This window comes from Nocardioides asiaticus (assembly GCF_040049175.1).
GTDB classification, from domain to species: Bacteria; Actinomycetota; Actinomycetes; order Propionibacteriales; family Nocardioidaceae; genus Nocardioides; species Nocardioides cheoyonin.
This window is the reverse complement of record NZ_JBDZDM010000001.1, coordinates 813,913-836,211: the sequence shown is the minus strand read 5'-3', so window position 1 is coordinate 836,211 and position 22,299 is coordinate 813,913. Positions and strand designations below refer to the sequence as shown.

General features: G+C 71.7%; 21 protein-coding genes. 8 read left to right on the top strand and 13 right to left on the bottom strand.

The features are described from left to right. Nucleotides 1–21: 21 nt before the first annotated feature. The 4 genes from ABLE53_RS04055 to ABLE53_RS04040 are packed head-to-tail and all read right to left on the bottom strand — an operon-like array spanning nt 22 to nt 4,207. The gene (locus tag ABLE53_RS04055; protein ID WP_348857382.1) at nt 22–831 is read right to left on the bottom strand and encodes a carbohydrate ABC transporter permease; all 810 of its coding nucleotides are present in this window, start codon (nt 829–831) and stop codon (nt 22–24) included. A 10-nt stretch (nt 832–841) separates the two neighbouring features. Then, nucleotides 842–1,768 (bottom strand): carbohydrate ABC transporter permease, encoded by a 927-nt coding sequence (locus tag ABLE53_RS04050; protein WP_348857381.1) that lies wholly within the window; start codon nt 1,766–1,768, stop codon nt 842–844. Then, nucleotides 1,761–3,116, bottom strand: coding sequence for an extracellular solute-binding protein (locus ABLE53_RS04045; protein WP_348857380.1), 1,356 nt, complete (start codon nt 3,114–3,116; stop codon nt 1,761–1,763). Before ABLE53_RS04045 ends, ABLE53_RS04050 begins: the two co-directional genes overlap by 8 nt. After that, on the bottom strand, nt 3,113–4,207 hold the full coding sequence (locus ABLE53_RS04040) for a PfkB family carbohydrate kinase (protein WP_348857379.1): 1,095 nt from the start codon (nt 4,205–4,207) through the stop codon (nt 3,113–3,115). The genes ABLE53_RS04045 and ABLE53_RS04040 overlap by 4 nt, the downstream gene beginning before the upstream one ends. 101 nt (nt 4,208–4,308) lie before the next feature. Between ABLE53_RS04040 and ABLE53_RS04035 the strand changes: the two genes are divergently transcribed. Genes ABLE53_RS04035 through ABLE53_RS04020 form a run of 4 tightly spaced genes read left to right on the top strand, consistent with a single transcriptional unit; the run spans nt 4,309 to nt 8,763 of the window. Next, a complete protein-coding gene (locus tag ABLE53_RS04035) occupies nt 4,309–5,661 on the top strand; it encodes a 6-phospho-beta-glucosidase (protein ID WP_348857378.1) in 1,353 nt (450 codons plus the stop codon). Between the two features lie 28 nt (nt 5,662–5,689). After that, nucleotides 5,690–6,625, top strand: a complete 936-nt coding sequence (gene mshB / locus ABLE53_RS04030) for an N-acetyl-1-D-myo-inositol-2-amino-2-deoxy-alpha-D-glucopyranoside deacetylase (RefSeq protein ID WP_348857377.1) — start codon at nt 5,690–5,692, stop codon at nt 6,623–6,625. Then, a complete protein-coding gene (locus ABLE53_RS04025; RefSeq protein WP_348857376.1) occupies nt 6,622–6,963 on the top strand; it encodes a hypothetical protein in 342 nt (113 codons plus the stop codon). Before mshB ends, ABLE53_RS04025 begins: the two co-directional genes overlap by 4 nt. Nucleotides 6,964–7,002: 39 nt before the next feature. Further along, a complete protein-coding gene (locus ABLE53_RS04020) occupies nt 7,003–8,763 on the top strand; it encodes a VanW family protein (RefSeq protein ID WP_348857375.1) in 1,761 nt (586 codons plus the stop codon). A 2-nt stretch (nt 8,764–8,765) separates the two neighbouring features. Here the strand turns inward: ABLE53_RS04020 and aspS are convergent, their stop codons facing one another. Both aspS and ABLE53_RS04010 read right to left on the bottom strand, forming a co-directional pair. After that, nucleotides 8,766–10,049 carry an aspartate--tRNA(Asn) ligase gene (gene aspS, locus ABLE53_RS04015; protein ID WP_348857374.1) on the bottom strand — a complete coding sequence of 428 codons (1,284 nt, stop codon included), beginning with the start codon at nt 10,047–10,049 and terminating at the stop codon, nt 8,766–8,768. Between the two features lie 225 nt (nt 10,050–10,274). After that, a complete protein-coding gene (locus ABLE53_RS04010) occupies nt 10,275–11,180 on the bottom strand; it encodes a GNAT family N-acetyltransferase (RefSeq protein WP_348857373.1) in 906 nt (301 codons plus the stop codon). A gap of 92 nt (nt 11,181–11,272) precedes the next feature. Between ABLE53_RS04010 and fdxA the strand changes: the two genes are divergently transcribed. Both fdxA and dapC read left to right on the top strand, forming a co-directional pair. Then, the gene (gene fdxA, locus ABLE53_RS04005) at nt 11,273–11,599 is read left to right on the top strand and encodes a ferredoxin (protein ID WP_348857372.1); all 327 of its coding nucleotides are present in this window, start codon (nt 11,273–11,275) and stop codon (nt 11,597–11,599) included. 7 nt (nt 11,600–11,606) lie between these two features. After that, entirely contained in the window at nt 11,607–12,716 is a 1,110-nt protein-coding gene (gene dapC / locus ABLE53_RS04000; protein WP_348857371.1) for a succinyldiaminopimelate transaminase, read from the top strand. Between the two features lie 27 nt (nt 12,717–12,743). Here dapC and ABLE53_RS03995 read toward each other — a convergent pair whose 3' ends face one another. The 4 genes from ABLE53_RS03995 to ABLE53_RS03980 are packed head-to-tail and all read right to left on the bottom strand — an operon-like array spanning nt 12,744 to nt 16,177. Beyond that, complete coding sequence (locus tag ABLE53_RS03995) at nt 12,744–13,721, bottom strand: VldE C-terminal domain-containing protein (RefSeq protein ID WP_348857370.1); 978 nt, start codon at nt 13,719–13,721, stop codon at nt 12,744–12,746. 60 nt (nt 13,722–13,781) lie between these two features. Next, nucleotides 13,782–14,630, bottom strand: coding sequence for a hypothetical protein (locus tag ABLE53_RS03990; RefSeq protein WP_348857369.1), 849 nt, complete (start codon nt 14,628–14,630; stop codon nt 13,782–13,784). Nucleotides 14,631–14,655: 25 nt separating this feature from the next. Next, nucleotides 14,656–15,600, bottom strand: a complete 945-nt coding sequence (gene dapD / locus ABLE53_RS03985; protein ID WP_348857368.1) for a 2,3,4,5-tetrahydropyridine-2,6-dicarboxylate N-succinyltransferase — start codon at nt 15,598–15,600, stop codon at nt 14,656–14,658. Between the two features lie 34 nt (nt 15,601–15,634). After that, nucleotides 15,635–16,177 (bottom strand): DinB family protein, encoded by a 543-nt coding sequence (locus ABLE53_RS03980; RefSeq protein ID WP_348857367.1) that lies wholly within the window; start codon nt 16,175–16,177, stop codon nt 15,635–15,637. Between the two features lie 112 nt (nt 16,178–16,289). Here ABLE53_RS03980 and ABLE53_RS03975 point away from each other — a divergent pair, with 112 nt between their 5' ends. Further along, nucleotides 16,290–17,162: a phosphatidylinositol-specific phospholipase C/glycerophosphodiester phosphodiesterase family protein gene (locus ABLE53_RS03975; RefSeq protein WP_348857365.1), complete on the top strand. Its 873-nt coding sequence runs from the start codon at nt 16,290–16,292 to the stop codon at nt 17,160–17,162. Here ABLE53_RS03975 and ABLE53_RS03970 read toward each other — a convergent pair. The 3 genes from ABLE53_RS03970 to ABLE53_RS03960 form a co-directional block, all read right to left on the bottom strand. After that, the gene (locus ABLE53_RS03970; protein ID WP_348857363.1) at nt 17,159–17,569 is read right to left on the bottom strand and encodes a hypothetical protein; all 411 of its coding nucleotides are present in this window, start codon (nt 17,567–17,569) and stop codon (nt 17,159–17,161) included. The two genes, ABLE53_RS03975 and ABLE53_RS03970, sit on opposite strands and share 4 nt — an antisense overlap. A gap of 90 nt (nt 17,570–17,659) precedes the next feature. Further along, the gene (locus ABLE53_RS03965) at nt 17,660–18,220 is read right to left on the bottom strand and encodes an SRPBCC domain-containing protein (protein WP_348857361.1); all 561 of its coding nucleotides are present in this window, start codon (nt 18,218–18,220) and stop codon (nt 17,660–17,662) included. A gap of 9 nt (nt 18,221–18,229) precedes the next feature. Next, nucleotides 18,230–18,559: an ArsR/SmtB family transcription factor gene (locus tag ABLE53_RS03960; RefSeq protein ID WP_348857359.1), complete on the bottom strand. Its 330-nt coding sequence runs from the start codon at nt 18,557–18,559 to the stop codon at nt 18,230–18,232. 274 nt (nt 18,560–18,833) lie between these two features. Between ABLE53_RS03960 and ileS the strand changes: the two genes are divergently transcribed. Next, entirely contained in the window at nt 18,834–22,289 is a 3,456-nt protein-coding gene (gene ileS, locus ABLE53_RS03955; RefSeq protein WP_348857357.1) for an isoleucine--tRNA ligase, read from the top strand. The last annotated feature ends 10 nt before the right edge of the window (nt 22,290–22,299 follow it).

Genomic DNA, 22,299 nt, shown 5'->3' with positions numbered 1-22,299 from the left:
CCCACATACACAGATGAGTGATCAGCCCTTGACGGCTCCTTCGACCATGCCGCGGATGAAGTGCCGCTGGGTGAAGAGGAAGACGAGGACCACCGGCAGCGCGACCAGGACTGCGCCGGCGGCGAGGAGGGCGGTGCCCGAGGTGTACTGGCCCTGGAAGTTCGACAGCCCGAGCGGCGCGGTGCGCAGTCCCTCGTCGGTGATCATCACCAGCGGCAGCAGGAACTCGTTCCAGGTCCACATGAAGATCAGCAGCGCCATCGTCGCCAGCGCCGGCCGGCCCATCGGCAGCAGCACCGACCACAGGATCCGGAAGTGGCCGGCGCCGTCCATCCGGGCGGCCTCGACGATGTCGGTGGAGGCGCTGCGGAAGTAGGCGCGCATCCAGAAGGTCCCGAACGCGAGCGACTGCGCCACCTGCGGGAAGACGAGCGAGACGTAGGTGTTGGTCAGGTCGAGCGACCGCAGGTCGTAGTAGAGCGGGATCACGATCGCCTCGCTCGGCACCATCAGCCCGAGCAGGAGCAGGTAGAAGAGCACGCTCGAGCCACGGAAGCGCATCGTGCCGAACGCATAGCCCGCCAGCGAAGCCAGCGCCGTGCTGAGCACGACGACGCACACCGCGACGACCACGCTGTTGCGCAGGTAGGTGCCGAAGTGGCCCTGCACCCAGGCGGCCTTGAAGTTCTCGATGTGGAACGCGCCGGTGTCGCCGATCCGGTCCGGCTGCAGGGCCTGGACGAGGATCAGCAGCATCGGGTAGAGCGCCAGCACCGTGGCCAGGCCCAGCACGGCGTACGCCGTGGCCCGCTCGGCGCGCGAGGTCCTCATGACGCGGCGCTCACGTGTCGTCCCCCTCGGCCACCCGGTTGACCAGGACGGTGATCAGCAGGATCACCGCGGTGAGCAGGAGCGCGATCGTGACGCCGTAGCCGACCTTGCCGTCCTCGAGGGACCAGCGGTAGACCTCGTACGACGGGACCCGGGTCGAGGTGCCCGGCCCTCCGCTGGTCATCACGTAGACGAGGTCGAAGGTGCGCAGCGCGGCCACGATCGTGAGCGTCAGCGCGACGGCGAGCTCGCCGCGCACGTGCGGGAGCCCGATCGCGAAGAACTGCCGCAGCGACCCCGCGCCGTCGAGCGTCGCCGCCTCGTAGAGCTCGCGCGGGACCTTCGAGAGCCCGGCCAGGAAGAGCACCATGCAGAGCCCGGTGCCGACCCACGAGCCGACCAGCCCGACGCAGACCAGCGCCGTCGACGGCTCACCGAGCCAGGCGTGCGTGACGGTGCCGGGGAGCAGCCACGACAGGACGTGGTTGATCGAGCCGGTGGGGGAGTAGATCCGGTCCCAGGCGATCGCGACGACCACCATGGCCACCACCTGCGGCAGGAACACCGCCGTACGGAAGACGCTGCCGCCGCGCACCTGCGAGCGCACCATCGTCCACGCCAGCAGCAGGCCGAGGCAGATCGGCACCACGCTGAAGAACACGATGAGCACCAGCGAGTGCAGGAACGGCTCCCGCAGCTCGGGCTGGGTCAGGACGTCCTTGTAGTTCCCGAGACCGACCCAGGTGCCGAGCCCGATCCCGTCCCACTCGTAGAGCGAGAGGTAGACGGCGTGCAGCAGCGGCCACAGCAGGAACGCCGCGAAGACGACCAGCGCCGGGGCGAGGTAGAGGTAGGCGACCTTCCGAGGCTCATAGGACGTGCGCGAGCGCGTCGGCTTCGCCGCCGCGCTGCCGCGCTCCGGTGCGCCGTCACCCACCGGCGTTGTCGGCGACGAACGAGGAGTAGTCCTTCTGCAGGTCGCCGATGACGTCGTCGACCGACTTGTCGCCGCCCATCAGCTCCTGGACGTCGGCGGTGATCAGGTCGTAGGCGTCGGGCGTCGACCAGTCGAGGTAGGGCACCAGCGCGTCCTCGGAGCGCGCCTTCTCCCAGGCGTCGAAGAGCTCCTTCTGGGTGCCGCTGACCGCGACGCCGCTGTCGACGATCGGCAGCCCGCCGGCCTTCGTGATCTTGGCCATCGCGTCCTTCGAGGTGATGAAGTCGATGTAGGCCGCGGCCGCGTCGGCGTGCTCGCTCGCCTTGGTGATCGCGAACGGCAGCCCGGTGGCGCCGGTGACCGTGAGGTCGCCGGTGTCCCCGGTCGGCGGGAGCATGAACCCGAGGTCGTCGCCGAGCGCGGGCTGCAGGTCGGCGAGCAGCCAGGTGCCGCTGATCAGGAAGACGCCCTGGCCCTTGGCGAACGCCTGCCACGACGGGTCGTAGTCGATCCCGTTGAAGCCGTCGGTGAAGTAGCCGTCCTTCACCCAGTCGACCAGCGTCTGGGCCGCCTTCTTGTTCTCGGCGGTGTCCCATGAGCCGCCCTCGCGGCCGTAGCCGAGCGTGCGGATGTCGTCCTTCGCGGCGTACATGTCCTGCAGGAAGCCGAGCTCGTGGATCCCTGGCCAGCCCTCCTTGTCACCGAACTGGATCGGGATCTCGCCGGCGTCCTTGGCCTTCTTCAGCGCCGCCTCGAAGTCGGCGAGGGTCGTCGGCGGCTCGATGCCGAGCTTGTCCAGCTTGGCCTTGTTGAACCACACGCCGATGAACTCGCCGGTGAGCGGGAGGCCGTAGAGGTTGCCCTCGCCGAAGGTCTTCCCGTCGGAGGAGTACGACGAGGCCGCGCGGATCGAGGCCGGGAAGCGGTCGTCCCAGCCGTACACCTCGGCGTAGGAGTCGAGCGGGCGGAGCAGCCCGGCCTTCACGAACGCGCCCATGTCGCCGCGGGTGTTGTTGGCCTGGACGACGTCGGGGACGTCGTTGCCGGTGATCGCCAGCCGGAGCTGCTTCTGCAGGTCGGTGAAGGAGCGCGAGACCCGCTTGATGGTGATGTTGGGGTATCTCTCCATGAACTCCTTGTTGAGCTCCTGGAGCGGCTTGTCCTGGCCGCTGCGGACCTCCTGGTCCCACACCGTCAGCGTGATGTCGCCCATCGAGGCGACGTCGGTCTCGACGCTGGACGGCGACGGCTCGTCGTCGCCGCCGCTGTTGTCGGATCCGGGTGCACACCCCGCGGCGATGATCATCGCCGCGGCCGCCAACGCGCCGAGCACGCGTCCACTCCTCATCGGGTCTCCTTCAGCTGGTCGGGCATCGAGGGTTCGGTGGGCAGCGGCGGGAGCGGCCGCAGGCCGATGGTCGCGGCGGCACGGGACACCGCCCGCGGGACCCCGGCCGGGATCACCTCGTCGAGGAACGCGTAGTCCTTGCCCATCCTCGGCGTCTGCCGGGCCTCGGCCCACCAGGCGGCCACCTCACCCCAGCCGGGGGCCGCCAGGGCGCCGCCGAAGTCCCTGACCGAGAGCGCCGCGCAGAGGTTGGCGAACCGGAGCCGCTGCAGCAGCGGCCACTCGCGCAGCGTGCCGAGCATCAGCGCGGCCAGGAAGACGTCGCCGGCGCCGGTGGGGTCCAGCGCCTCGACGGGGACGCCGGGCGCCCACGCGGTCTCACCGGTCTCGTTGTCGGCGGCGAAGGCGCCGCCGCTGCCGGCGGTGACGACGGCGAACGGGACGAACTCGCGCAGCGCCTCGAGGGCCGCCCCCGGGCTGTCGGTCTGGGTGTAGCGCATCGCCTCGTCGGAGTTCGGGACGAACGCGTAGCAGCCGCGCAGCTGCTCCCGCATCCGGGCGGTGTCCCACGAGCCGGTGGAGTCCCAGCCCGCGTCGGCGAACACCTTCGCGCCGGCGGCGATCTCCTCGTCCAGCCAGCCCGGACGCGGCGACCCGGCGTCGAAGAAGCACAGCCGCGCCGGAGGCGGTGCAGCGACCAGCTCCTCGGGCGCGACCGGCGGCGGGTGGCCGTGGGTCACCATCGCCCGGTCGTCGTCGAACGCGAGCGAGACGGTGACGGGCGAGTGCCACCCCTCGAACCTGCGCGAGTGCGCGAGGTCGATCCGCTCGCCGTCGGCGAGGAGGTTCCAGCAGTAGTCGCCGTAGACGTCGCCACCGAAGGCCGCGGCGAGGGCGGTGCTCATCCCGAGCCGGGCGCAGGCGACGGCGAGGTTGGCGACGCCGCCGGGGCTCGAGCCCATCCCGTCGGTCCACACCTCGTGTCCGCCGCTCGGTGGGGTGAGCATCCCGGTGAAGACGATGTCGAGGAACACGGTGCCGCTGAGGAACACGTCGTACTCGGGCGTCGCCGTCCCGTCGACGTCAGCCACGTGGTTTCCTCCTTCACCCGTGTGCGGCAGTCTGTTGCAATCGGCGCGGACTGGCAACGTGCATTCGGCCGTCGCCGGCCGGGACTCACGAAGGGAGCAGCGTGCGGCTGACGATCCTGGGTGGCGGAGGCTTCCGCGTCCCGCTGGTGTTCCGTGCGGTGAGCGGCGACGGCGCCGATCCCGCCGCTCTCGGGGTGGACGAGCTGGTGCTGTACGACGTCAGCGCGGAGCGACTGGGGGTGATCGGGGCGGTCCTCGAGGAGCTGCGCGTGCCCTGCTCGCCGCGGGTGCGGACGACGACCGACCTGACCGACGCCGTCCGCGGTGCCGACTTCGTCTTCTCGGCGATCCGGGTCGGGGGCCTCGCCGGCCGGGTCTGCGACGAGCGGGTCGCGATGGCCCACGGCGTGATCGGCCAGGAGACCACCGGCGCGGGCGGCGTGTGCTACGGCCTGCGCACGGTGCCGACCGCCGTACGCGTCGCCGAGACGGTCGCCGAGCACGCCCCGTCCGCGTGGGTCATCAACTTCACCAACCCGGCCGGGATGGTGACCGAGGCGATGCGCCGCAGCCTGGGCGAGCGGGTCATCGGCATCTGCGACTCCCCGGTCGGGCTGTTCCGCCGGGTCGCGCGGGCACTCGAGATCGACCCCGCCGACGCGGTCTTCGACTACGCCGGTCTCAACCACCTCGGCTGGCTCCGGGCGGTCTACGTCGACGGGGCCGACCGGCTGCCGGAGCTGCTCGCCGACGGGCCGCTGCTGCGCCGGATCGAGGAGGGTCGGCTGTTCGGCCCCGAGTGGCTGCGGACGCTGGGCGCGATCCCGAACGAGTACCTCTGGTACTGGTACTTCCGCACCGACGCCCTCGCCGCCGAGCTGACGAGCCGGGAGACCCGCGGCGAGTTCCTCCGCGAGCAGCAGGAGGCGTTCTACGCGGCGGCCGCGAAGGACCCCACCACGGCGTACGCCGCCTGGGAGGCGACCCGGCGGCAGCGCGAGGAGACCTACATGGCCGACAGCCGCGAGCTGACCGGGTCGGGCGAGCGGGACCCGTACGACCTCGACGGTGGCGGGTACGACGCCGTGGCGCTCGCGGTGATGCGCGCGGTCGCGCGCGACGAGCCGTCCGACCTGGTGCTCAACGTGGCCAACCGCGGAACGCTGCCGTTCCTCGACGACGAGGCGGTCGTGGAGGTGCCCTGCCGGATCGACGCCGGCGGCCCCAGGCCGCGCCCCGTCGGGCGGCTCGACCTCCATGCGCAGGGGCTGGTCACGAGCATGAAGGCGGTCGAGCGGACGACGGTCGAGGCGGCCCTGACCGGGTCGCGGGAGCTCGCCGTGCGCGCCCTCGCGACGCACCCGCTGGTCGGCGCCGTCCCGGTCGCGCGGGCCGTCCTCGACGACCAGCTCGCCGCGGTGCCGGAGCTCGCCGCCGTAATCCGGCGGGACTGATCGCGACACGCCTGCCTAGGATCGGCGCGTGACCAGCACTCCCGCCGACCAGCCGGCCCAGCGTCTCCTCCTCGTCCACGCCCACCCCGACGACGAGACGATCGGGACCGGCGCGACGATGGCGAAGTACGCCGCCGAGGGCCGCGGCGTCACCCTGGTGACCTGCACCGCCGGCGAGATGGGCGAGATCCTGGTGCCCGAGCTCGAGCACCTCGCCGCCGACCGCGAGGACCGGCTCGGCGAGCACCGCAAGGGCGAGATCGCCGCCGCGATGGCCGAGCTGGCCCCCGACGGCCCCGGCATCGACCACCGCTGGCTCGGCGGGTTCGGCACCTACCGCGACTCCGGGATGCAGTGGCACCAGGACGGCTACGCCATCCCGGCCGACACCGTCCACGACAACGCCTTCTGGCACGCCGACCTGAACGAGGCCGCCGACCACCTCGTCACGATCATCCGCGAGGTGCGGCCGCAGGTGCTGGTCACCTACGACCAGTTCGGCAACTACGGCCACCCCGACCACATCCAGGCCCACCGGGTGGCGATGTACGCCGCCCAGCTGGCGGCCGTGCCGTCGTACAAGAAGCAGCTCGGCGAGCCCTGGGAGATCGCGAAGATCTACTGGTCGGCGATGTCGGAGGGCCGGATGCGGCAGTCGCTCCGGGCGATCCGCGCCGCCGGCGACACCACCACCTTCGAGGGGCTCGACCCGGAGGGTCCGCTGCCGATGGTGACGCCCGACGAGGACCTCGCGGCGGCCGTGGACGCGACGGCGTACGTCGACCAGAAGTTGGCGGCGATGCGCGCCTATCCGACCCAGATCACGGTCGACGGCCCGTTCTTCGCGCTCTCCAACAACGTCGGCAACCAGGTCTGGGGCCTCGAGCACTTCCGGATCGCGAAGGGCGTCCTCGGCCCGGTCGGTCCCAACGGCCTCGAGACCGACCTGTTCGCCGGGCTGTGACCGGCCGGGCGCTGCCCGTCCTCGGTCTGCTCGCGGTCGGTCTGCTCCTCGCGGGCTTCGTCATCGGGCTCTCCGCGGTCGCGGTCCACGCCTGGTGGTGGGGCCTGGCGCTGGGCGCTGCCGCGACGCTGGTCACGCTCCTCGCGCTGCCGCCGGGCGGCTGGACCCGGGTCCCGTACGCCGTCGGGTGGCTCGTGCCGCTCGGCCTCGGGATGATCCCGCGCGGCGAGGGCGACTACGCGATCGCCTCGGACGTCCCGGGCTACGTGCTCATCGGGCTCGGCCTGGTGGTGATCATCGGCGCGCTCGCGACACTCCCGGTCCGCCGTCGGCGCTGATCACCGGTCCGGGCGGGTGGTTCCGCCTACGCTCTGCCCATGACGACCGACCCCGCCGGTCCGGACGGCCGGACGAGGGCAGCCGAGGAGCGCAAGGAGCGACCCGGCGGGAAGGCCGTGGTGGTCGTCCTCCTCGCGCTCGCGCTGCTCGTCGGCGGAGGCTGGTTCGCGGCGTACCACTTCGCCAGCGACAGGCTTCCGCACGGTACCCGCGTCGCGGGCGTGGACGTCGGCGACCGTACGCCGGCACAGGCGGCCCGGACGCTCCGGGCCGGACTCGCCGACCGGATGGCCGAGCCGGTCACGGTGCTCGGCGGCGGCACGGCCGTGAAGGTGAACCCGGCCGCCGCGGGCCTCTCGCTCGACGCCGCCGCGACCGTCGCATCGGGGGCGACCGGGCGCAGCTGGGACCCGCGCACGCTGTGGGACCACTACACCGACGGCTCCGACCTGCAGCCGGTCGTCGACGTCGATGCCGCCAAGCTCGCCGCGACGGCCAGACGGATCGACCAGCGGGCGGGACGCGTCGCCGTCGACGGCGCCGTCTCCTTCGCGGCCGCGCGGGTGAAGGTCACCGATCCCGTCATGGGGCGCGGCGTCGACGAGGACGAGCTCGCCGCCGCGCTCCGCTCGGCGTACCTCTCCACCGGCGACCGCCGGGTCGAGGTGGGGCTCCACGACGTGCCTCCGGCGATCGACGACGCGGCCGTGGAGAAGGCGGTCGACGACTTCGCCAACCCCGCGATGAGCGCGCCGGTGACGCTGGTCTTCGGCAGGTCGCCGGTCCGGATCGCGCCGCGGCAGTACGCCGGCGCCCTCACGCTCGTGCCAAAGGGCGACCGGCTCGTGCCCGTCCTCGACCGGGCGAAGCTGCGCACGGTGATCGCGCAGGGGCTGTCCAGCGACCGGAGCGCACCGGTCGACGCCACCGTGCGGCTGGTCGGCGGGAAGCCGAGGGTGATCCCTGCGAAGCCCGGGGTCAGCTACGACCTCGACGACGTCGCCGACGTCTTCCTCAAGGTGGTGACCTGGAAGGACGGCCACCGGTGGACCAAGGTGAGGTCGACGGTGGCAGAGCCCGACTTCACCACCGCCGAGGCCCGGGCCCTGAGGATCCGCCGCAAGGTCTCGGAGTTCACGACGCACTTCCCCTACGCGGAGTACCGCAACGTCAACATCGGCCGCGCCGCCGAGCTCATCGACGGCACCGTGCTCAAGCCGGGCGACACCTTCTCGCTCAACGGCATCGTCGGCGAGCGCACCGCCGCCAACGGCTTCACCACCGGCTGGACGATCCAGAACGGCATCTTCCGGCAGGACTACGGCGGCGGTGTCTCGCAGCTCGCCACGACGACGTTCAACGCGATGTTCTTCGCCGGGCTCGAGGACGTCGAGCACAAGCCGCACTCGCTCTACATCGACCGCTACCCGATCGGTCGCGAGGCGACGGTGGCGTGGCCGAGCGTCGACCTGAGGTTCAGGAACGACACGCCGTACGGCGTCCTCGTCCACGCCACCGTCACACCGTCCACGCCGTCGTCACAGGGCTCGGTGACCGTCTCGATGTGGTCGACCAAGCACTGGGACATCACTACGCGGACCGGCCCGCGCTACGCGTTCACGGCGTACAAGACGCAGACGATCACCGACGGCAACTGCGAGGACACCTCCGGGGCCGACGGCTTCTCGATCGACGTGTGGCGCTACTTCCACAGGCCCGGCTCCTCGGCCGTCGTGAAGACCGAGAAGTTCCACACCACCTACATCCCGCAGGACCACGTGATCTGCAGGACCGGGTGACGTCACGGCGCGAGCCGGTGCAGGTCGCGCGGGAAGAGCGTGACCTCGCGGATGTTGGCGGCGCCGACCAGCCGCGACACCCAGCGCTCCAGCCCGATGGCGAAGCCGCCGTGCGGCGGGATGCCCTGACGGAACGCGTCGACGTACGCCGCGTACGGCTCCAGTGGATAGCCTCGGCTCTCGAGCGCGGCCACGTAGTCGGCGTACCTGTGCAGTCGTTGCGCACCGCTCACCAGCTCGGTCCCGCGGAAGATCAGGTCGAAGCTGCGCGACCATTGCGGGTCGGCAGGGTCGGGGTGGCTGTAGAAGGCGCGGTGCGCGGTCGGGTAGCCCTCGACGACCACGAGGTCGCTGCCGTGCTCCTCCCGCGCCCACTCGCCGAGGGCCCGCTCGTGGGCGGGCGCGAGGTCGGGCTCGTCCGCCGGTGCGCCGGCGATCGCGAGTGCGTCGCGGAAGTGCACGACCGGGAGCTCCGCGGGTACGACGGGGAGCGTCAGCCCCAGCCGGTCGACCGCCCCGGCGGCGTACTCCTCGATGCCGGCGACCATCCCCGCGACGACGTCGCGGAGCACGGCGATCACGTCGTGGTGGTCGCGCACGAAGCCGAGCTCGACGTCGAGCGAGACGTACTCCGCCAGGTGGCGGACGGTGTCGTGCGGCTCGGCCCGGAAGACCGGGCCGACCTCGTAGACCCGCTCGAAGATCCCGACCAGCTGCTGCTTGTACAACTGCGGGCTCTGGGCGAGATAGGCCGGTCGGCCGAAGTAGTCGAGCTCGAACACGTTGGCGCCCGACTCGGTCACCGACTCGACGATCTTGGGGGAGTGCACCTCGGTGAAGCCCCGGTCGTCGAGCGTACGGCGGAAGCCGCGCAGACTGGCCGCCGCCAGCTCCCACCGGGCCCGCTGGGCGGGGTGACGCCAGGCCGTCACGGCGTGGTCGAGCAGCACCGGCAGGCTCGCCTCGAGGCTCGGCCGCCACAGCTCCACCGCGGGCGTCTCCGCGGGCTCCGCCAGCGGCGTGATCGTCGGGCCGGCGACCTCCACGCCGCCGGGTGCCTGCGGGTTGGCCGTCGCGGTGCCGGTGACCTGGACCGGTGTCTCCTCCGGTGGCAGCGCCTGGCCGTCCTTGACCACGACCTGCGCCAGCCCGGACCGGTCACGGACGATCAGGAACGTCACCGCCGCCAGCTCGCGACGGCGGTGGACGTGGCCGCGCAGGGTCACGGTCGATCCGGGCAGCGCAGAGGCGAGCTCGGCGGCGAGGGTGCGATCTGTCTTTCTCATGCTTCCTCCAGGTAGTGGAGCCCTGGAGGTGTGGGCGGGGGCCAGGTCGCGGTGCCACCACACCTTCGCCGGCTGGTCGCCGACCTCTCGTCGGTACGCCGTGACGCGCGGGCGCCCGCTCGCGGGGTCCGGATCACCGGGGCCGAGGGTCGTCACTCCTCGCGGTCGCCGGGGCAAGCCTAGGACGAGCCGCCCCGACCCGCGAACCCGATTGCCGCGACCGGCTCAGCTCGGCCTCTCGTAGTAGCGGCAGCGGTGGTGCTCGGTGAACCCGAGGGAGTCGTAGAGTGCGCGGGCCGGCTCGTTGGAGGTCTCGACGTGCAGCCAGATGGTGCGTGCTCCCTGCTCGGCGCCCCACTCGAGCAGCGCCGCGATGACCTCCCTGGCCAGCCCCTGCCGGCGGTGTGCGGGGTCGACGAGCACGTCGTGGATGCCGAGCCAGTCGCCGTCGAGGGAGGCGCGGCCGAACGCGCGGGCAGCGATCCCGGGGCCCGGGACGGTGGCCAGCACCCGCGGCCCGTCGGTCTCGACCCGGGTCAGCCCGGCCGTGGGCCGGAGCTGCCGCCCGAGCATCGCGACCGAGGCGAGCAGGAAGAGCGCGTCGCCGTGGATCGGCTCCCAGCCGGCGGCCCGCACGTGGTCCTCGACCTCGGAGCCCTGCTCGACCTGGACGATCGGCCGGCGTCCGCGCGCGGTGTAGAACTCCACGACCCGCTCCAGCGCGGCCGGCAGCGGCATGCCCGGCGGGCCCATCGCCAGGCACGAGTTGGCCCGCCTGCGCAGCCGCCCGACGACCTCCGGCTCCCACCTGATCGACCACTCGCCGAGGGGGTGGACCTCGACGCGGGGGAAGAGCCCCGCGGTGTGCAGCTCGGCATCCCGGGCGGAGACCCGGGCCCGCACGGACGCCCGTGGAGGCACCGGCTTGCCGGTGACGATCTCCTCGACGGGAATGGCCACCTCCTCGCCGGACTCGCGCTCCAGCACCGCGACGCCGTCGCTCCAGGAGCGGCAGACGCCGAGGACGTCGGCGTACGCGGGGCCGCCGCTCGGGCCGGTCTCGCCGGGCACGATCCGGCGTACGACCACGCGGCGACCGACGACATGCGGTCCCAGGAGATGTTCGGGCACGCGGGGATACTAGGCTGGTCCTCTACCGTGACCCGCAGGACCCTCTGCCTGCCCCCGAGACCGGCAGAGGGCCTCTGAACTGGAGGACCCGCATGACCTACGTCATCTCGCAGCCATGTGTCGATGTGAAGGACCGGGCCTGCGTCGATGAGTGCCCCGTCGACTGCATCTACGAGGGCAAGCGGATGCTCTACATCCACCCCGACGAATGTGTCGACTGCGGCGCCTGCGAGCCGGTGTGCCCGGTCGAGGCGATCTTCTACGAGGACGACGTGCCGGAGCAGTGGAAGGACTACTACGACGCCAACGTCCACTTCTTCGACGACCTCGGCTCGCCCGGTGGCGCGGCGAAGATGGGGGAGATCGACAAGGACGCCCCGCTGATCGCCTCCCTCGAGCCGCAGAACCAGGACAGCTGACGCTCGGATGAACGTCTCCGAGAGGCTCCCCGACTTCCCCTGGGACAAGCTGACGTCGTACGCCGAGACGGCACGCCGTCACCCCGGGGGCATCGTGGACCTCTCGGTCGGTACGCCGGTCGACCCGACGCCGCAGGTCGTGCAGGACGCCCTCAAGGGCGCCGCCGACTCGCCCGGCTACCCGGTCACGATCGGCAAGGTCGCGACCCGGCAGGCGGCGATCGACTGGCTGGCGCGCAACCACGGCGTGACCGGTCTCGGGCTCGACGCCGTCCTGCCGGTGATCGGCTCCAAGGAGCTGATCGCCAGCCTGCCGCTCCACCTCGGGGTCGGGCCGGGCGACCTGGTGGTCTACCCGGAGCTCGCCTACCCGACCTACGAGGTGTCGGCGGCGCTCGTCGGCGCCGACACGCTCACCAGCGACAGCCTCATCGCCATCGGCCCCCGCAGACCGCGGATCCTGTGGATCAACAGCCCGTCCAACCCGACCGGCCGGGTCCTCCCGCTGGAGCACCTCAAGAAGGTCGTCGACTGGTGCCGCGAGCGCGGCACCCTGCTGGTCTCCGACGAGTGCTACATCGAGTGCGCCTGGGAGGCGGAGCCGCTCTCGGTGCTCCACCCGAGCGTCTGCGGCGGCTCGTTCGAGGGCATCCTCGCCGTCCACTCGCTCTCCAAGCGCTCCAACCTCGCCGGCTACCGGTGCGCGTTCGTCGCGGGTGATCCGGCGGTGGTGGGCGAGCTGCTCGCCGTACGCAAGAACCTGGGCCTGCAGATGCCCGGCCCCCAGCAGGTCGCCATGGTGGCCGCGCTCGAGGACGACGCCCACGCCAAGGAGCAGCACGCGCTCTACGCCGCCCGCCGCGCCAGGCTCGAGCGGGCTCTCGCCCACGCCGGCTTCGCCATCGACGACTCCGAGGCCTCGCTCTACCTATGGGCACGGCGTCAGTCAGAGGGGGCTGGCGAGAGCTGCTGGGCCACGGTCGCCTGGCTCGCCGAGCGCGGCATCCTCGCCGCCCCCGGCGACTTCTACGGCACGGCCGGTCGCGAGCACGTCCGGGTCGCGTTCACCGCGACCGACGAGCGGATCGACGCCGCGGTCGAGCGTCTCACCGCCTGAGCCGAGCGCCGAGCCGGGTTCTGCACCTCAGTCGGCCACGTCCACGTGCACGTGGTCGCGGTGCTCGAGGATCCTGCGGTCGCCCGACCGCTCGGGCGGGTCGTAGTCGCGCCAGCCCTCGTCGGAGCGCTCGGAGGTCCAGATCCGGTCGTCGAAGATGACGGTTGCGATGTCGAGCCGGTCGGCCTGGGAGACGAAGTACGACGCGACCGCCCAGCCGCGGGTCTTGTCGGCCGGCGAGATCGGCCGGAAGAAGACGTCGATCGCGCGGCCCTCGTAGTGCGCCGAGCCCTCCATGTGGCCGGTCCGGACACCGCCGGGCGCGAAGCCGCCGAGCGGCAGGTCGCCGTACGCCGAGTGCAGGTCGCTGCGGACCCGCTCCGCACGCGGCACCAGTCCGTCCGGCCCGAGCCTGTCGGGGGCCGGCTCCCGGTCGTCGTCCACGCGGCAGGTGAACGCGGCGCGCGAGTTGCCGGTCAGCGCCGAGGCGAGAGCGCGGGCGTCGTCCTCGTGGTCGGCGTAGCTGTCGGCGGAGCCGCCACCCACCCGCGCGGCGACGGTCGCGACCGGCAGCCTCCGGTAGCCGGTGACGCCCGCCAGCCGTCCGTACAGCCGGACGGCCCGCGCCGCCCGGCGCTCGAGGTCGTGGTCGGTGAGCTCGACGGCGAGCACGACCGTGACCGCCCGGGCGGGCAGCCCGCGCCGGTTGGCGTACGCGGCGATGCGGCCCGCCCGCTGCGCCTGGCCGAGGTCGAGGGTCGTGCGTACGCCTGCCGCGGTGGCCGCGCACTCGTCGCCGCTGAGCAGGCCGAAGAAGCCGTCGCCGAGCCCGCCGGTCCGGACCGTGAGCCCGACGACGAGCAGGACCACCCCGCCCGCCGCTCCTCCGGCGACCCAGCGGCCGCGGCGGGTGAGCGGGACCCGCCGGCGGAGCCGGCGCAGCCAGCGGGGTGGCCACTGCCGGCGCCGTACGGTCCGGTCGGGCGGGGGAGAGAGGCGCTGCACGCCCCACATCCTGTCCGGTCGGGGCAACCGGGGCGGTCACCTCTGCGCCCAGGGCGTCGGTCAGGCCATGGTGATGACCAGCCGGCGCGCGTCGGCGGTGCCGTCGGTGTGCCACGAGGCGCTCGTGCCGGTCGACCAGCGCCGGCCGGCGTACTCCACCGCGCTGACCCCGAGCCGGTCCGCCTGGGCGATGGCGTAGTGGGCCGCCGCCCAGCCGGTGTTGGTCCCGTGCGCGCCGGCGGGGACGGTGACGGTGACCTGCCGGCCGCGTACGACGGCGCTGTCGAGGTGTGCGCCGAAGAAGCTGCGCAGCTCCTTGCGCAGGATCCGCGGCCGCCCGGACCCGGGGTCGGCGTCGTCGAGCCGGCAGGAGAAGGCGTGCGGGGACCAGCCGGTGAGGGCGGAGGCGAGGACGCGGGCGTCGGGCTCGTGCTCGGCGTACGCCTCGGGGTAGCCGGACCGCTGCACCTCCTGGGCGGCCTCGGTGATGACCATCGTCTCGTAGCCGTCGATCTTCACCAGCGCGTCGTAGAAGGCGTTGGTCGCGTGCACCGGGTCGAGGATCTGCGCCTTCGTGCCCCAGCCCTGCGACGGCCGCTGCTGGAAGAGGCCGAGCGAGTCGCGGTCGCCGTCGGTGAGGTTGAAGAGCTTCGACTCCTGCATGGCCGTCGCCAGCGCGATCGTCGCGGCCCGGGCGGGCAGGCCGCGCTTCACGGCGACGGCGGTGATGAGGCCGGCGTTCTCGGCCTGCTCGGGCTGCAGCTCGGCCGTGTGGCCGCTGACCGTCGCCGTACAGCTCTCGGGGTCGGGCAGCAGCCGGTCGATCGTGTGCGTCGCCTTCCGCAGCGCGAAGACGAGCACCGCGGCGACGATGGCGATCACGACGACGGCGATGCCGAGCTTCCTCATCGGCGTACGGCGGCGGGCCCGCGGGTCAATTCGCGTGCAGGGCGGCGTTGAGCTCGATGCCCGTGCCGACCCGGTCCCGCGCCTCGACGGCGCCGGTCTGGCTGTTGCGGAGGAAGAGGATGTTGCTCGACCCGGACAGCTCCTTGGCCTTGACGACCGAGCCGTCGGGGAGGGTCACCTTGGTGCCGGCGGTGACGTAGAGCCCGGCCTCGACGACGCAGTTGTCGCCGAGGGCGATGCCGATGCCGGCGTTGGCGCCGAGCAGGCAGCCCTCGCCGATGCTGACCCGCTCCGTGCCGCCGCCCGACAGCGTGCCCATGATGGAGGCGCCCGCGCCGATGTCGGAGCCGTCGCCGACGACGACGCCCTGGACGATGCGGCCCTCGACCATCGAGGTGCCGAGGGTGCCGGCGTTGTAGTTGACGAACCCCTCGTGCATCACGGTGGTGCCCTCGGCGAGGTGGGCGCCGAGGCGGACCCGGTCGGCGTCGGCGATGCGTACGCCGGAGGGCACCACGTAGTCGACCATCCGGGGGAACTTGTCCACGCCGAAGACGGTCACGTGGATGCCGGCGGCCTTCAGCCTCACCCGGGTCAGCTCGAAGCCCTCCACCGAGCACGGGCCGAGGTTGGTCCACACGACGTTGGTGAGCAGCCCGAAGACGCCGTCGAGGTTGACGGAGTTCGGGATGACGAGGCGGTGGGAGAGCAGGTGCAGCCGCAGCCACACGTCGGCGGTCGTCGCCGGTGCGGCGTCGAGGTCCTTGATCTCGACGAGCTCGACGCGCGTCTCGACCCGCCGGGCCTTGTCGCTGCCCTCGAGCGCCAGCAGCTCGGCGGGCGCCTCCGCGCCGTCCGGCTTCCCGCCCAGCGCCGGCGCGGGGAACCACACGTCGAGGATCTCCCCAAGATTCGATCCAGCGTCGGCGGCGTACGTCGTCAGGCCGAAGCCCCAGGCAGCGGAAGTCACGGCGGAGAAGTCTAGAGGTCTCCCCTGAGAGTGATCACTGGCCGGTCCGGCCGTCGATGCACTCGCGGAGGAGGTCCGCGTGGCCGCAGTGGCGGGCGTACTCCTCGATCATGTGCACCAGGATGTCGCGCCTGCTCGCCTTGTTGTCGCCGCGCAGCGGCACCATCTCGGCGAGGCCGTCGTCGGTCTGGTCCTCGAGCCAGGCGTCGGCCGCGGCGATCTCCGCCTTCCACGTGGCGAACGCGTCGTCGACGCACTCCTGGGTGCCGGCCGCCCCGTTGAAGTCGTGGTCCGGGTCGCTGTCGTCCGCGTACGGGTGCGGCGCGGTGCGCTCACCCCCCTTGAGGCGCTGGAACCAGCCGTTCTCGACCGAGGCCATGTGGCGGACCAGGCCGAGGAGGCTGAGGTTGCTCGGCGGCACGCTCCGGGTCGCGAGCTGCTCGGGGGTGAGGCCCTGGCACTTCAGCTCGAGGGTGAGGCGGTAGTTGGTGAGGTACTCGCGGTAGGTCTCGAGCTCGTGGACGGGGGAGCCGTAGCTGCGCGGGTCCTCGTCCCTGGGGAGCCACATGTCGCTCATGGCTCCCAGCCAACGCCGTACGACGCCGGGCGGGCAACCGGATAACCACCGTTCATCCGCTCGTCCATCGGCGTGTCTTCCGCCGCCCGCCGGTGCGCGGCAGCGTGGCCACATGCGGATCTCGGTCGCGCTCCTCACCGTCCCCGTGCTGCTCCTCGGACTGGTCGCTCCCGCTCGGGCGGCCGAGCCGGCCTCGGCTCCGGGCCTGGATCCGGGCCGGGATCCGGGCAGCGCTCCGGCCTCCGCGTCGGCGGTCCGTCCGCTCGCGCACGCCCACGCGCACAACGACTACGAGCACACGCGGCCGCTGCTCGACGCGCTGGACCACGGGTTCACCTCGGTCGAGGCGGACGTCTGGCTGGTCGACGGCGAGCTCTACCTCGGCCACGACGCCCCGGACCTGTCGCGCACGCTGACGGCGTACTACCTGCAGCCGCTCGCCGACCGCGTGGCCGCGAGCGGTGGCTCGGTCTATCCCGGCTGGCGCAACGGCTTCCAGCTGCTCATCGACGTGAAGTCGGACGTCGCCTCGACCTGGCCGGTGATCGAGCAGAAGCTCGCGGCGTTCCCCGGGCTGTTCACGACGTACGACGACGGCGCCGTACGTCGGGGTCCGGTCACCGCCGTCATCTCCGGCAACCGCGACCTCGCCGCGATGCAGGCGGCGACCGTGCGGAGGTCGTTCTACGACGCCCGGCTCGACGAGCTCGACGACGGCCTGCCGAGCAGCCTGGTCGCGATGGTGAGCGAGGACTGGAAGACCACGTTCCTGTGGCGCGGGGTCGGCCCGTTCCTCGGCGAGCGGCGGCTCGAGCGGATCGTCGACGACGCCCACGCCCGCGGCTACACGGTCCGGTTCTGGGACACCCCGGACGTCGACGCACCCCGGCGGGAGCGGGTCTGGCAGGCCGAGCTGGACGCGGGCGTCGACTGGCTCAACACCGACGACCTAGCCGGGCTGCAGGACTTCCTGAACAGTCGCTAGTCGTCGCGCTCGGCCACGACGGTCTTGCTGACCGCCGCCCTGCACTTCGAGGTCTTCTTCACCTTGGCGTAGAACTTGCCCTCGATGCCGGTGTTGCCGGTGCGCCACACGCCGACGCCCTTCTTCAGCTCGGTGGTGTCGGTCGCGATGACCTTGTCGTCGCCGCCGAACTTCGCGCCCTTCTGCTTCACGAGGAAGACCTTGCGGTTGTTCTTGCAGACCTTCTTCGGACTCCTGACCGTGCCGGACAGGTCGACCTGCTCGGCCTTGATGGTGACGGTCGTCGGGGTGAGCTTCGCGGCCGCGAGCGCGTCGGTCTGGATCGCGTAGACGAGCGAGGCCGGGATCAGCGAGGTGACCGAGACCGCGACCACGCGTACGCCGCGCGAGGTGATGATGCTGGACATGAGACTCTCCTTCGGGTCCGACGGCCCGAGTCACGTCGCCCGGAGATGAGAGCCCTTTACGCCGGCAGATACACCACGCCCGGCAGGCGCTCAGGCCAGCGCGGCGGCGTACGCGTCGTGGAGGTCCTGCCAGCCGTAGTCGAGGGAGGCCCCGCCCACGACCCGCCGCGGCGCGTCCTCGTTGTCGAACCCATGGGCGTCGAGGGCGGCCAGGGCGCCGAGGCAGATGTGCCAGCCGGCGCCGTACGAGCCGGTCCTCGCCCGGTCGGCGAAGGTGTGGTGCACGGTGAGCAGGGTGCCGCCGCCGGCAGGCTCGAGCGTCCAGCGCAGCACGTCGGCGCGCCAGCGGTGGACGAGCTCGCGGGGCGGGTCGACGGCGAGGACCTCGGCGTCGACCGCGTCGTCGTCGCCGGGATTCTCGCGTGCGGTGGCCGGGCCGACGGAGTCGAAGGCACGGTCGGGCACGATCGGGGACCAGCGAACGAGCTGGTCCGGCTCGGTCAGCAGCAGCCATACCTTCGCCGGGGAGTGGCGCAGCCGGCGCTGCATCGTCAGCGTCCAGCGGCCGTCCTCCTCGGTGAGGGTCGCGGCGACCGGGTTGGCGGCGATCTGGTCGGTGATGCGGGGATCGGTGGTCACGATGTCACTCATCTCTACTCCTCAGGAATCGTCCTCGTCGAGCGCCTCCTCGAGGCGGTCGAGGCTGGTGCTCCACAGCTCCACGTAGGGCCGCACCCAGGCGAGCACGTCGGGCAGCGGCTGCCCGGCGAGGCGGTAGACCCGCCGCTTGCCGGCGAGCTCGACCTCCACGGCGCCCGCGTCGCGCAGCACCCGCAGGTGCTTCGACACGAGCGGCTGCGGCAGGTCGAGCGCGTCGACCAGCGATCCGACGTCCCGCTCGCCGGTGCGGAGCAGGTCGAGGATCGAGCGCCGGGTCGGCTCTGCGATGGCGGTGAAGCCGTTCATGACGTCATATTCCATCGCGGTCATATGAATGTCAAGGAATATGACTGCTATCGAGTTCGCGCGAGCGCGGACCACGCCGTACGATTTCCCCACAGGCGTCTGAGCCGTCATCAGCGGCGAGCCCCGGGAAGAACAGGCTTCGGCCAGCTCAACAACCGAGACCCCAGTAGAACCCGGCGGGTAGGCCCGTCACAGCCGTCAACGAGTGGTCGGCGCGCGCCGGCAAACGAGGTGGTACCGCGGCAGGGATGTCGTCCTCGTAGGACACGACGACCTACGAACCGCAGGAGACCGCTCGATGGCCGAAGGCCGCTACCCGAAGGTGACCACCGCCGACGACGGCGTGGTCCCGTCCTCGCCGCGCTTCCCCGAGATCGAGGAGCGGATCCTCGCGTACTGGGAGAAGGACGGCACCTTCCAGGCGTCGATCGACAACCGCGAGGCCGGCGAGAACGGCAGCAACGAGTTCGTCTTCTACGACGGGCCCCCGTTCGCCAACGGCCTGCCGCACTACGGCCACCTGCTGACCGGCTACGTGAAGGACATCGTCCCGCGCTACCAGACCATGCGCGGCCGCCGCGTCGAGCGCCGCTTCGGCTGGGACACCCACGGCCTGCCCGCCGAGCTCGAGGCGATGCGCCTCAACGGCATCAAGACCACCGACGAGATCGTCGAGATGGGGATCGAGCGGTTCAACGCCGCCGCCCGCGAGTCGGTGTTCAAGTACACCGACGAGTGGCGCGCGTACGTCACCCGCCAGGCCCGCTGGGTCGACTTCGACAACGACTACAAGACGCTCGAGCCCGACTACATGGAGTCGGTGATCTGGGCGTTCAAGACGTTGTACGACAAGGGCCTGGTCTACGAGGGCTTCCGCGTCCTGCCGTACTGCTGGAACGACGAGACGCCGCTGTCCAACCACGAGCTGCGGATGGACGACGACGTCTACCAAGACCGCCAGGACCCCGCGGTCACCGTCGGCTTCACCGTCACCACGGCGGGGCCCCTCGAGGGTGCGAAGCTGCTGACCTGGACCACGACCCCCTGGACTCTGCCCAGCAACCTGGCCGTCATGGTCGGCACCGGGATCGACTACGTCGTGGTGGAGGCGCCCGTCCCAGGGACCGAGGAGACCGCGCGCTACGTCATCGCCGAGGCGCGCCTCGCGGCCTACAAGAAGGAGCTGGGCGAGGAGCCCAGGGTCCTGGCCCGCTACCGCGGCTCCGACCTGCTCGGGCTCAGCTACACCCCGCCGTTCGGCTACTACCTCGGCCGTGCAGCGCCAGATTTTGGGGCAGCGTTCCGCGTCGTCGCCGCCGACGAGGCGGTCACCACCACCGACGGCACCGGGCTGGTCCACTCCGCCGGCGCCTTCGGTGAGATCGACAAGGAGGTCACCGACCGCGAGGGCATCGCGCCGGTCATGCCGGTCGGCAAGGACGGTCGGTTCACCGCGCCGGTCGACGAGTACGCCGGCATGCTGGTCTTCGACGCCAACCTGCACATCATCGACGACCTCGCGGCGGCGACGCGGGGTTTCGAGACGGTTGCTAGCGCAACCTCCTCAACCACCGCTGAGAGCGCAACCTCCTCAACCACCGCTGAGAGCGCAACCTCCTCAACCACCGCTGAGAGCGCAACCTGCTCAACCACCGCTGAGAGCGCAACCTCCTCAACCACCGTCGAGACCAACACGGCCGGCAGCGTGACTCCCGGCACCGTGCTGCTGCGGCGCGAGACCTACACCCACTCCTACCCGCACTGCTGGCGCTGCCGGCAGCCGCTGATCTACAAGGGCGTGTCGTCCTGGTTCGTCGAGGTGACGAAGCTCAAGGAGCGGATGCTCGAGCTCAACCAGCAGATCCGGTGGGTGCCCGAGCACATCAAGGACGGCCAGTTCGGCAAGTGGCTGGAGAACGCCCGCGACTGGTCGATCACGCGCAACCGGTTCTGGGGCAGCCCAGTCCCGGTGTGGAAGTCCGACGACCCGGCGTACCCCCGCGTCGACGTCTACGGCTCCTTCGCCGAGCTGGAGCGCGACTTCGGCCGGCTGCCGACCGACGCCGACGGCAGGCCCGACCTGCACCGTCCCTACGTCGACGACCTCGTCCGCCCGAACCCCGACGACCCGACGGGCAGAAGCATGATGCGGCGGGTCAGCGACGTGCTCGACGTGTGGTTCGACTCCGGCTCCATGTCGTTCGCGCAGAACCACTATCCCTTCGAGAACGCCGACTGGTTCGCTGGGCCCGATGGCGACTTCGTCGACGGCCACTTCCCGGCCGACTTCATCGTCGAGTACATCCCGCAGACGCGGGGCTGGTTCTACACCCTGCACATCCTGGCGACCGCGCTCTTCGGCAGGCCGGCCTTCCAGAACTGCATCGCCCACGGCACCGTCCTCGGCGCGGACGGGCGCAAGATGTCGAAGTCGCTGCGCAACTACCCCGACGTCTCGGAGGTCTTCGACCGTGACGGCGCCGACGCGATGCGCTGGTTCCTGATGGCGAGCCCCATCCTGCGCGGAGGCGTCCTGAGCGTCACCGAGCAGGGCATCCGCGACTCGGTCCGCCAGGTGATGATCCCGCTGTGGAACAGCTGGTACTTCTTCCAGCTCTATGCCAACGCGGCGAAGGACGGCGCCGGCGTCGAGGGGGAGTGGCGGACCGACAGCACCGACCCGCTCGACCGCTACATCCTCGCCAAGCTGCGTGACTACGTCGCCGAGATGACACAGGCGATGGACCTCTACTACGTCGCCGACGCCTGCGAGGCGACGCAGCGGTTCCTCGACGTGCTCACGAACTGGTACATCCGGCGCTCGCGCGACCGCTTCTGGGACGAGGACCAGGCGGCCTTCGACACGCTCTTCACCGTGCTCGAGACCACCACCCGCGTCGTCGCGCCGCTGCTGCCGCTGACCACCGAGGAGATCTGGCGCGGCCTCACCGGCGGCCGCTCGGTCCACCTCGCCGACTGGCCGTCGGTGGACGACCTGCCCGCCGAGGCGACGCTGGTCGAGGCGATGGACCACGTCCGCGCCGTCTGCTCGGCGACCTCCGCGCTTCGCAAGGCCCGCCAGCTCCGCAACCGGCTCCCGCTCGGCGGTCTCACCGTCGTCGGCACCGAGATCGGGGGCTTCGAGGGCATCGTCCGCGACGAGGTCAACGTGAAGTCCGTCCGGCTGCTGGCCGGCGACGACCCCGAGGCCGAGAGGTACGGCGTCACCCAACGGCTCACGGTCAACGCCCGCGCCGCGGGCCCGCGCCTCGGCAAGGACGTGCAGGCAGCGATCAGGGGCTCGAAGACCGGCGACTGGTCGGTGGCCGAGGACGGCACCGTCACCGCCGGTGGGCTCGAGCTGCTGGAGGGCGAGTACTCCCTGGACACGGTCGCCGGCGCTGCGACCGACGACATCGCCGTAGGCATGCTCCCGCACGGGGGGTTCGTCGTCCTCGACACCGTCGTCACGCCCGAGCTCGCCGCCGAGGGCCTCGCCCGCGACCTCGTCCGCGCGGTCCAGCAGCTCCGCAAGGACAGCGGGCTCAACGTCGAGGACCGGATCTCCCTGGTCGTCGCCGGCGGCGACGCGGTCCGCGCGGCGGCCACCACGCACGCCGACCTGATCACGAGGGAGACCCTCGCGACGGCGTACGACGTCGTGGCGGAGCCGCCCTCGGGCGAGCCGGTCGAGACCGCGGAGGTCACCGTCGGCGACGGCGAGAAGGCGACGGTCGCGCTGGTCCGCGCGTAAGCCTGGGACG